A 9,630-nucleotide genomic window follows, 5' to 3' on the forward strand; every position below is an offset into this window, starting at 1 on the left:
CGGCGCATCGAGCGCCACCGGCGCGTTGAACCGCCACGCGGCACTTGCCGGCACGCCGGCGCCGCAAAGGCTGTAACTGCGAAGAGTACACCGTATAATCCGGAGCGTCAGGGTGCATCTGCACCCGTTTTTTTATGCCAGGAGGCTGTATGCGCAAGAAACATCGACCGGTGCCGACCGCCGGTCAGATAGACCGTGATGGGTTGGCACGCTTTGGCAAGTCACACCCGGCTTATCGGGAGTGGGCGCAGCGCCTCAAGCGAGATGAGCGTCTGCCACGCGGGCGATTCTTTGCCCGGCTGACAAAAAGATAGATAACCCCAGGCGACAGCTGTTGCCTTTCCTCTTTCCAGGGCCAGGCTGCGGCTTCGCCGCGGCTCTGGCTCTGGCTGTTTCAGCCGTTCCCTGTTTGCAGACATTTCCTCAGCCTCTTTTTGGTACTGCCTGGCCAGGCTCGACATTGGGCGCCCGGGCGCGCTGTCGTGCTGCGCCAGGCTCACCGCCCGGCGGTGCCGGGCTTCAAGGCCGCCCCGGCTTTCGCCGTGTCGGGTGTGTTCCTGCTCATCTCTCCGGTGGTTATCTCTCATCAGCCCCTTACGCGGCCGCTTTTGTCGCACCGTCGCCCGCGTGCCCGCAAGGGTGAAATGCACGCCGCAAGCGGCGCCCTTGCGTTCACCCGTTCGCCGTTGCCACGTCAGCTTTTTCGCCGCGAAAGGTCCCGACGAGAGATACATCAACCACCGAAGAGGAATGCCAGCATGAACACACAAAACGTCAACGTCAAAACCGCCGCTCAGGAGCCCTCGGAAAGATACGGGCAAAAACCGGTCAGCCCAAACATTGAGCTGATGCTCACGCTGGCCAGCTACGAAGGCATCTTGATGTCGACAGCTGCAGAGCTGCGTTTAGGCTTGATGAAAACGCAAGAAGAACTCTACCTTGGTCAGCGTTCTTATGAAGGTATTTGTGAAGATGTGCTCGATATGCTGGATAGGGGGCAACTGTGCACCGATATCCATTGGGCGATGCTGAAATCCGTCTCGGATATAGCGGTAACATTGCCGTGGAAGGGCTGGCAAGAAGAAGTTTTGAGGATCTTTAACCCGGATGGACACATAGCAAGCCCTGATCAGCACATAGAGGGCCCTGAGCTTACGTGTGAATACGAAACTTTAGATGACCCGGAACATCTCGATGCGCTGTATGGCTACCAGAGTGCGTGTTGGGTGATTGACGTATAGGTACTTCAAGTTTCTGTTACCCCGGTGGCCACCTGCCGCCGGGCTTAACGGCGATGGCAGAAAGGAATGAAACAAAGGCGCCTGCGGCGCCTTTCGTCATTCTGCGGAGTTGCTGTTGATGCTTTTTTTCTGGGCGGATTGCTTTGACGCCAGGCTTAAGCGGCTTTAAAGGCAAAACACTAAACCCCATGGCCCCCTTCGGCTCCCGGCTGCGCCGGTCGTCGGCCACTACTCCGCCGGGCGTGCCAGCTTCGCTGTCACACCAGGCTCCGCCGAACCCGCAAGCGGTTTCGGGCCTCCCGGCTAGGGTCCGAGGGCTAACGTCAAGGGCACGCTTGCAGCGGCAAGATTGCCGCGCCGCGCCAGGCTCACCGCCCGGCGGTGCCGGGCTTTAAGGACGCCCCGGCTTCACGCCGTGTCGGGTGTGTTCCTGCTCATCCGGGCCCGGTGGTTATCTCTCATCGATCCTTACGCGGCCGCTTTTGTCGCACCGTCGCCCGCGTGCTCGCAAGGGTAAATGGCACGCCGCTAGCGGCGCCCTTGCGTTCCCCCGTTCGCCGTCGCAACTCAGCGTTTTTGCCGCGAAAGGTCCCGACGAGAGATACATCAACCACCGAAGAGGAATGCCAGCATGAACACACAGAACGTCAACGTCAAAACCGCCGCTCAGGAGCCCTCGGAAAGATACGGGCAACGGCGTTGGGAGATCATGTTTTTCGGCCAGAGTGCCAACGGATCAATTCCGATGTTTTCACGCGTGACAGCCCAAACAGCAGCAGAGGCAAAGGCACGGTTTATTTCGCTGTTAAATCCGGTGAGTGGGTATTTCCTCGGCGAGCCGGTACAAATTTTGGAAACAGACATTAAGGAGGTCAACGGGGGCGGGCAATCCCTTAATTGAAAAAGCAGGCTTGCGCCTGCTTCCTCATGCCGTGCTGACTCGAGGAAAGTCAGTGCGGCTTCAATAACCGATTGGAGTAAATCTATGACTATTGAGTTTTCAATCATCGCACCCGCTGCGGAAAATGTACAGAGTGGCCCAAATAAAAAGCACAAGCGCATCAAGCGCGATTGCATTGCGGCCAAAGACGTCGATCCCAGCGTTAAAGCATGGAGTCGTCATATTGCCAAAGCGCAGCGTAAAGGCCAGCGCGTGCATATTCCAGCGCTCAAGGGCAACGAGTTAGGGCAGTTGCTTCGCGCCCTGGAAATAAAACGGGCATACGCCTGATTAAGCGACCGCCGCCTTATGGGTGGCGGTATTAATCGCATGTAAAGAGGTGAACCATGTCAACAACGACAGAGAACGGCGCGAGCACAATAGATACTATCGGCATCAACGACAATATGGGCGGCGATGTCATTCCTTCGGCTGCGATTGATGTCATTATCGCTCAGCGAAATTTGGGTTTGAGTGAATTGAAAGCGGCGGCGGAAAAACTCCACGCAGCACTCTCTATTTTGCGCGAGGCTGGCGGCCATAGCTATCAATTCGATGAATATGCAATTATTGAAAAACTTAAACGCAGCACAAATCTGAACGATTTTAATCGCACAGCACAAATCAAAGTCGACCGCAGCATCTGGACGCGCCTGATGAATGAAACGGGGATGTTTACGCTGATGAGTCAAAAGCAGCGCGATAAATGGAATGAATCTCTGTATAGCGAGGAATGCCCCGCCGTGACGCTGGACAATGTACTGGCAACATTCGAGGCATTGAACGCAACGAAAGCGGAAACGTTTGAGCAGGGTTTAATCGACGTTTTCCAGCGGCTATCGTGGGATTACAAGACGAATAATCCTTGCAGACTTGGCAAGAAGATCATCATCGAGCGGTTGGTATCACGATTCTATCGAGAAAGTTTTCGCGTAGAGGACAGGACCATTCAGGCAGTAGACGATCTGGCCAAAATATTCTTTATCCTGGATGGCAAAAGAGTGCCTGATATACGTGTCGGGGAGGGTGATCGATTTACAAACTTCTTTAACAGAGGGGAGGGGATCGGACTGACATGTGAGTTAACCTATTTCACGATCAGAGCCTATGCCAAAGGAACGGGGCACATTGAGTTTAACCGGTTAGACCTGGTAGAGCAGATCAACGCTATAATAGCGAAACGGTTCCCGAATACATTGCCGGCCAGAGTATAACAAACAAGGCGGGGCTTCCCCGCCATTCCATTATATTGCGCGCTGTTCCGCTTTTTCCCCATTGAGGGGAAACGCGAAATATCCCCCGCCCGCCCGTCAAAAACATAAATGTTTTTGACCCGTCCGCCCCCAGGGGCTCCCTTATTACCCCTGACGTGTTCCACGTCAGATTGGGTTCGAAGTACTCTTCGGCCAGCCTTATACACATCCCCACAGGCAATGTTATTTCACCTTGGCCCGGTGAAATAACCGCTCCCGTTCGTAACCGGTCAGGAGAGGCCGGTTACTCACTGGCTTTATTGCGTGTGGATATGTGCATAAGGGCAGAGTCAGTTGATAGCAGGTGGTTTTAGTTTTCCACTTTTTATGTCTTTATAAATTCGGTCAATCTTCATTGCGTAGTTATACCTGTTAGATATGGTCTCTTGCCGATTCTTTACGCCGGCATTATACATACCTACGGCTAACCAACTCAGGCCGTATTGGTTGAAGTTGCGTCTTAATACCAGGGCGCCAACATGTATGCAAAGGCAGGGGTTATCTTTGATTTTTTTTATTGATAGCAAGGGGTACTCTCGTTTGAAGCGATTGAGAGTGTTGGTGTTGATTTGCATGATGCAATAATCGGAGCTGAGAATTTTTCCCGTCTTGTCTCTGTTGTGATTGACCGCCGAGTTATTGAAACCGGATTCTCTAAATGCGATAGCGCGCAGATAGTCCGGATCTATACGGTAGTAATCCCCCGCGCGATTGAAACAATCTGCGCGAACGCTACCACTGAAGAAAACCGTAATTGCCATCAGTGCTGCCGCTATTCTACAAATCATCGCAAGAGGCCCGTAAGGTATTAACTCAACGTAGGTTAATATTAACACAGAAGTACATGTAAAACTAGATTTTACACACCACATGCAAAAATATTTATTTTTGTTTTTGTTATAATTATCATTGAGTTATAGATTTTATGAGTGAAATCTAGACGATACGTGTTATTGCTGTTAAGCAATTCAAGAGATGCTTAAAGAGTGCTTAAAAGCTGCTTTAAAGCAACTGTTTATGTATCAATGGCTTAGGTGTATTTTGAACAGACTTGATGCTTAAAAGAATGCTTAGAGCATTTTTAAAGCACCTTGTAATGTGCTAGTGAATTGCTTTTAAGTTGCTTGTGAGTTGCTTGCATGATGCTTAACAGCAAGTTGAAAGTTGCTTTCTGATTGCAGTACAATCGTTCTGATTACTTAGTAAGTGTCATGCAGTGATACATTACACCTATTTTTCTTAATTCATATGAACGAAGGTTTACTTATGGCCGATAATGAGAAGAAATCTAACAACAGAGTTTACCTAACTATACCTTATTCTTGGATGGAAAAAGTTGACCACCAAGTACAAATGAGGCTTGATGATGGCGAAACACGTGATACAGCAAATAGGGCTGCATACGTGATGGAAATGTTCAAACTCGGTATGCGGGTAGAGGAGAATAAAAAGAATAAAGATGAAGGTCAGAAATCTTTAGATGAAAAACTTCACATGTTATCAAAAAATGTGCTCATATCTTCATTCTTTACAGAAGCGCTCTATTTTGTGATGAAAGAAGTTGTTGATAGAGAGAAGATAGTTAAAACCGAGCAATTTCTAAGTGATGATTTTATCGATATGGTAAATGAACGGGTTGCTGGTAAACTTGCAGCTTTTTACAAATGAAGAGTTCAAAGTATTGAGCTACAAAGATTTGTAGCTCGCTTTCTATAATTAGACACCTTTTAACATATCACGAAGGTCTGCCTTTCTTACCGGCTTACATAAGTGGTCATAGTTTTGCACTCCTTCAATTTTTTGATAAGCTGATATGATTCTAAATGGAGTTTGTAAATTTGGACCTTTAATTGACTTAATTCTATCAATTATCTCTAAGCCAGACAGACTTGGCATCTGTAAATCTGTAATCACAAGATCATACGGTATGCGCCGTAATTTCCTGAGTGCTATAAACGGATCACTTTCTCTCGTTACGTTTTGCCCTAGTGATTCAAGCATATCAGCTATTGTACTAAGTGATTCAACGTCATCATCTATCACTAAAATATTTAGGCTTTTTAACGTTACAGTATCTTCGTTTTTCCCTGTAGGTTCAGGTAGCTCTACGGGCTTCGTAACAGGTAGCTTGATACTAAAGTGTGTCCCTTTTCCAATGTTACTATCAACAGAAATTTGACCGTTCAATACGTTTGTTAGACCTTTAACTATGGCAAGGCCCATGCCAACACCAGGAACGTCATTAGATGAAGTTCGATAAAACGGTGTGAATATTAACTTCAATTTGTCTGGCTTTATTCCAACTCCTTCGTCGTACATGTCTAATGATAGTATGTTCTCTTTGAATAGAGTGAAAGTTAGTTTTTTTGTACAACCTTTTGCGTATTTAAAAGAGTTACTTACTAAATTATCTATGATCTGTGCGATTTTTTCTCTATCTGAAGTTATAAACAATTTATCGTCCCCGACCACTAAAACTTCCTCAGTAGAAGAGAAACGTATATTGTTATCTTTAATAATATCCTTAGCTAAATCATAAAGATTGAAAGTAGAGTTATTTACGGGTGTTTCTTTTGAATCAATTTTTGCGTAGTCACTTAAGTCTCTCATTTGCCTTTCAATCTTTTCGGAAGATCGTAGTAGACGTAGAATGTTATCGTTTTTTGATATAGACTTATCTTGCATCAATAAGTCTATAGTCCCTATTATAACCTGGAGAGAAGATCTCATCTCGTGGCCAAGTTTACCAAGAAAAGCATTCTTGTTTAATATATCAGTATGGCTATCTTTTAGATCCTTCTCAACATTAGACACATTCTTTAATGTTATAATAAGCATTAAAATTAATAAAATTTGCGAGGCTACTACTACGTTCCTGACATCGTTCCGTGCTGTGATGTACTCATATAGTGTAACTGCCTTCTGTATTGATAAAGCGTGATCTGTAGCATTGATCATTTTTCTAGAGATAATTATTAGTTTCTCAACTAGCGGTTTTAGTCTTGAATTTGCAATTCCGTTTTTATCTATTTCTTTATCTATTTTTCCTAAGTACGTTCTGTACTCTTTAACTAGTTCTCTAAACTCATCATTAGTACGTAAGAATTTTGTTGACTCAGCATCGTTGTCTAGAACATACAATCTAGAATGTAATAAATCAATTTTCAAAATTATTTTGTCATAATTTTTATCTTCAATTGTTTTCATCATTTCTAACGAAGACGTATATAACTTAATTACTGACCAAGAGTAGTTTTCTTGGGTTCCTACTTTAGAAAAAAACTCTCTATTCGACAACGAATTATAAGCTATGAACGTCAGTATTAGAGTGATTACGTATAATGTGGCGCACATTAAGAAAGTTATCTTTCTTTTCATTCGCATAAATCCCAACTCAAAGTTTTTACATGACGAACAAGTTTAGAATATAATATTGGTGTTTCCGGTACTTGATCTATATTAACATAGTTAAATAAGAGGAAAAATGGCCCATCATCACGCATGGTAAGTTCAATGCCGTTAGCCTTATTTGCAATTATGGGATCGTAGTGGCTAATTTCAGTTTTAGTAATGTTTATACAATATTCATCATAAGAGCAAACAACAATATTTCCATGTTTATAGTTGTACTTTGATAGAACTTCTTTCAAGAGGTAGCCTTCGTAGTTTTTTTCTCTACTCCAAGGCACACTCATTTTAAGTTTAATAGTCTCTAGGTTGTTAAAATTAGTGCTCTGTAGTTGCAATGTATTCAAATGACAAGTTTGACTGTTAGCAGGGTTTATATTTAATATTATCATCAAAATAAGAAAACTATTTTTTTTAAACGATAGCACGAAAATGCTCCTTGACTCTTTCTAAAATCAACTTATCTTCGCTTTCATGGATATTTGATAAATCTGATTTACCTATGTAGATAGATTCACATTTTTTGTAGTAAATAGAACGTAACTCAGGCTCGATTGTGGAGAATATTGCTCTAGTTGCTACATCATAGCCTGCCGCAATGTGCATAGCTGATGAATCTACTGTTAGTAAAAAATCACTGTGAGCAATTATTTGTATAAAATCCTTCGTAGTTTTAATGCGGTCACCTATGTATTCATAGTTTGGTGCTTCAATTTTCGAAAATCCAAGTACAGGAATTTTTCTCTCACGGTGTATTTTTTTTATTAAATTTCCATGAAATTCAGAAGGAATAGATCTGACAGGAGTGCTGGCATAAGGCGAAAATAGCACATAACGAGAAGGTTTTAGGAAAGGTTTGTCTAATCTCATCTCTTTTAAAAATTTATTGCTTTTCAAATCTAAATTTTGCACAAAACCCATTCCCAACGACTCGTAAAAATAATCATGCATTTCTACTTCATTGAATCTATTGCGAAAAATTTGATCACCTAAGTCGATTATATTATCAGCTTCTATTGTATTAAGTTTTATTGGCATGGATAAGATTGAGTCATGTGTAATGCCTAAAAAGTACTTATATACCGATTCAACCATAGAAGGTGTTTCTTTAGGTCTTATAATGGTTATTTTTAAACCTGGTTTGATTTTTTTTAGCGTGTAGAGACACGATAGACCAACTATAGAATCACCTAAAGTTACTCCCATGCCATTGATTATACATAGTTTATCTGTGTTTTTAATGTCAAGTTCAAATTTGTTCAATGCATAATTTTTCACAAGTTCGTTTCTTAAAGGTTTGAGGTCTTTGATACTATTATTTACTTTTGTTTTATCATAAGAACAAGTTATAAATCCTTTTCCATCAATCCAGCTACCTGGAAAGCTGATTTTTTTGCTCATTTTTAACCTCCTAAGTAACGCTTAATTACTGTATTCAAAACGTCTAAACGAACGGGCTTTTCATATGGTCCTAATACATCGAAGGCAGCTATAGCTGTACTAATATCTGAATCTATTTTGCTACCAGTTTTCCCAGTTAAAATAATAACGAGCGCATCACTAGATAAATCTTCGCGTATATATTTTATAACTTCCAATGAATTATTGTTTCCTATAACCCAATCTAGTATGTATACGTCGAAAGCAACTTTACGTTCATTTCTTAGTATGGAGGAAATGCTGTGGAACTCTGTGACTTCACAATTACTTATAGAATTTCCTACAGAATCTGATAGGGTTTTCGAGATATCTTTATCATCGTCTAAGATTGCAATTTTGCTAGTAGTTATACTCAAATAGGGATGTAGAGATAATTTCTTTATTTCTCTAGTGTCTTCAATTTTAGCGTTATACATGTCAAGGTCATAAGTTCTAATAACAGACCAGTTATCGTTAATTTTCAAAGCAGAAAAAAAGGATGTGATTTTAGCATGGTTCTTACCTAGAACTAAAGTGCAATTTAATCTTTCATTGTCGATTTTGACTGATGAAAAGGCTAATTCAGATTCATCTTCACCAACTAAAGAAAAGAAATCACTCAAAGTTACATCGAAACTAGAGCAAATTTTTTCGAGTTGATCTATGTCCCAAGGAGAAACATCCTTTAATTTACGCAGTGCTTGAGCTTGCGACATCCCTAATTCTTTTCTTATGTACTCGACTTGCTTATGTTTGGCAACTCCGTTTTCGGCCATCAACTGACGAACTTTCTCTCCAATTCTAAACATTTTGCACATAACTCACCTCACAAATTTCTGCAATTCTAGAGTAATAGCAATAAAAGATCTATAAATCAATAACATGCCGCTGATTGTAGTCATTTAAAGAGGTTAATTTTTTCGGTGTTGTATAAAAGTGGTTGTTTTAAACTAAAAGTAATCTTTACACGACTATTTGGTGGTGATATATAGTTAAATATGACTACTTATGAAGTTCGCAAAGAGCATGTTCCTATGAGAAATACATCTAAATTACATCATGAGTTTAGAGAGGTGATACTCACTATACGGCTTTCATCGAAGGCAAATGAACTACTCACGCGATCATCAGAACGCTCAGGCCGCACCAAGCGTCAGGAAGCCTTGTTGAGACTTGAAGACCACCTCAATGAGTTTGTGGATATTGCATCAGCAGGTAAACGGTTTGCCAGGTAACCATCAAATCTGAATCCAAAGGAGGTACACAAAACAGAGTATTTAATTGTTCAAACTCATATAAAAATTCATTTTTTCTTTTTTAACCTTGAGGAATTTCACCATGCAAGGAAAGTTAGCCTTGTACCTAAAGA

General features: G+C 42.3%; 11 protein-coding genes. 6 read left to right on the forward strand and 5 right to left on the reverse strand.

The genetic code is table 11. The features are described from left to right. Positions 1-482 precede the first annotated feature (482 nt). From AC4PR2_RS26675 to AC4PR2_RS26690, 4 genes are all read left to right on the forward strand, one after another. Positions 483-1,241 carry a hypothetical protein gene (locus tag AC4PR2_RS26675; RefSeq protein WP_492175751.1) on the forward strand — a complete coding sequence of 253 codons (759 nt, stop codon included), beginning with the start codon at positions 483-485 and terminating at the stop codon, positions 1,239-1,241. A gap of 631 nt (positions 1,242-1,872) precedes the next feature. Next, entirely contained in the window at positions 1,873-2,142 is a 270-nt protein-coding gene (locus AC4PR2_RS26680) for a hypothetical protein (RefSeq protein WP_492175752.1), read from the forward strand. A gap of 84 nt (positions 2,143-2,226) precedes the next feature. Continuing rightward, positions 2,227-2,472, forward strand: coding sequence for a hypothetical protein (locus AC4PR2_RS26685; protein ID WP_492175753.1), 246 nt, complete (start codon positions 2,227-2,229; stop codon positions 2,470-2,472). 56 nt (positions 2,473-2,528) lie between these two features. Then, on the forward strand, positions 2,529-3,395 hold the full coding sequence (locus tag AC4PR2_RS26690) for a DUF4942 domain-containing protein (protein ID WP_492175754.1): 867 nt from the start codon (positions 2,529-2,531) through the stop codon (positions 3,393-3,395). Between the two features lie 329 nt (positions 3,396-3,724). Here the strand turns inward: AC4PR2_RS26690 and AC4PR2_RS26695 are convergent, their stop codons facing one another. After that, entirely contained in the window at positions 3,725-4,195 is a 471-nt protein-coding gene (locus tag AC4PR2_RS26695) for a lytic transglycosylase domain-containing protein (protein ID WP_492175755.1), read from the reverse strand. Between the two features lie 505 nt (positions 4,196-4,700). Between AC4PR2_RS26695 and AC4PR2_RS26700 the strand changes: the two genes are divergently transcribed. Beyond that, positions 4,701-5,102 (forward strand): relaxosome protein TraM, encoded by a 402-nt coding sequence (locus AC4PR2_RS26700; RefSeq protein WP_490845888.1) that lies wholly within the window; start codon positions 4,701-4,703, stop codon positions 5,100-5,102. Between the two features lie 48 nt (positions 5,103-5,150). On the opposite strand, the gene AC4PR2_RS26705 is transcribed toward AC4PR2_RS26700, so the two are convergent. Genes AC4PR2_RS26705 through AC4PR2_RS26720 form a run of 4 tightly spaced genes read right to left on the reverse strand, consistent with a single transcriptional unit; the run spans position 5,151 to position 9,079 of the window. Beyond that, a complete protein-coding gene (locus tag AC4PR2_RS26705) occupies positions 5,151-6,812 on the reverse strand; it encodes an ATP-binding response regulator (RefSeq protein WP_492175756.1) in 1,662 nt (553 codons plus the stop codon). Continuing rightward, positions 6,809-7,270 carry a hypothetical protein gene (locus AC4PR2_RS26710; RefSeq protein WP_490845890.1) on the reverse strand — a complete coding sequence of 154 codons (462 nt, stop codon included), beginning with the start codon at positions 7,268-7,270 and terminating at the stop codon, positions 6,809-6,811. The genes AC4PR2_RS26705 and AC4PR2_RS26710 overlap by 4 nt, the downstream gene beginning before the upstream one ends. Next, on the reverse strand, positions 7,257-8,243 hold the full coding sequence (locus tag AC4PR2_RS26715) for a glycosyltransferase family 9 protein (protein ID WP_492175757.1): 987 nt from the start codon (positions 8,241-8,243) through the stop codon (positions 7,257-7,259). Before AC4PR2_RS26715 ends, AC4PR2_RS26710 begins: the two co-directional genes overlap by 14 nt. 2 nt (positions 8,244-8,245) lie before the next feature. Further along, positions 8,246-9,079 (reverse strand): helix-turn-helix domain-containing protein, encoded by an 834-nt coding sequence (locus AC4PR2_RS26720; protein ID WP_492175759.1) that lies wholly within the window; start codon positions 9,077-9,079, stop codon positions 8,246-8,248. A gap of 216 nt (positions 9,080-9,295) precedes the next feature. Here AC4PR2_RS26720 and AC4PR2_RS26725 point away from each other — a divergent pair, with 216 nt between their 5' ends. After that, entirely contained in the window at positions 9,296-9,496 is a 201-nt protein-coding gene (locus tag AC4PR2_RS26725; RefSeq protein ID WP_490845893.1) for a TraY domain-containing protein, read from the forward strand. The last annotated feature ends 134 nt before the right edge of the window (positions 9,497-9,630 follow it).

Source organism: Serratia sp. A07 (assembly GCF_058725505.1).

What these genes read in the sequence shown, in the direction of transcription:
- AC4PR2_RS26715 (WP_492175757.1), bottom strand. Translation starts at nt 8,243, where the DNA reads ATGAGCAAAAAAATCAGCTTTCCAGGTAGCTGGATTGATGGAAAAGGA.
- AC4PR2_RS26680 (WP_492175752.1), top strand. Translation starts at nt 1,873, where the DNA reads ATGAACACACAGAACGTCAACGTCAAAACCGCCGCTCAGGAGCCCTCG.
- AC4PR2_RS26705 (WP_492175756.1), bottom strand. Translation starts at nt 6,812, where the DNA reads ATGAAAAGAAAGATAACTTTCTTAATGTGCGCCACATTATACGTAATC.
- AC4PR2_RS26690 (WP_492175754.1), top strand. Translation starts at nt 2,529, where the DNA reads ATGTCAACAACGACAGAGAACGGCGCGAGCACAATAGATACTATCGGC.
- AC4PR2_RS26720 (WP_492175759.1), bottom strand. Translation starts at nt 9,079, where the DNA reads ATGTGCAAAATGTTTAGAATTGGAGAGAAAGTTCGTCAGTTGATGGCC.
- AC4PR2_RS26685 (WP_492175753.1), top strand. Translation starts at nt 2,227, where the DNA reads ATGACTATTGAGTTTTCAATCATCGCACCCGCTGCGGAAAATGTACAG.
- AC4PR2_RS26695 (WP_492175755.1), bottom strand. Translation starts at nt 4,195, where the DNA reads ATGGCAATTACGGTTTTCTTCAGTGGTAGCGTTCGCGCAGATTGTTTC.
- AC4PR2_RS26700 (WP_490845888.1), top strand. Translation starts at nt 4,701, where the DNA reads ATGGCCGATAATGAGAAGAAATCTAACAACAGAGTTTACCTAACTATA.
- AC4PR2_RS26725 (WP_490845893.1), top strand. Translation starts at nt 9,296, where the DNA reads ATGAGAAATACATCTAAATTACATCATGAGTTTAGAGAGGTGATACTC.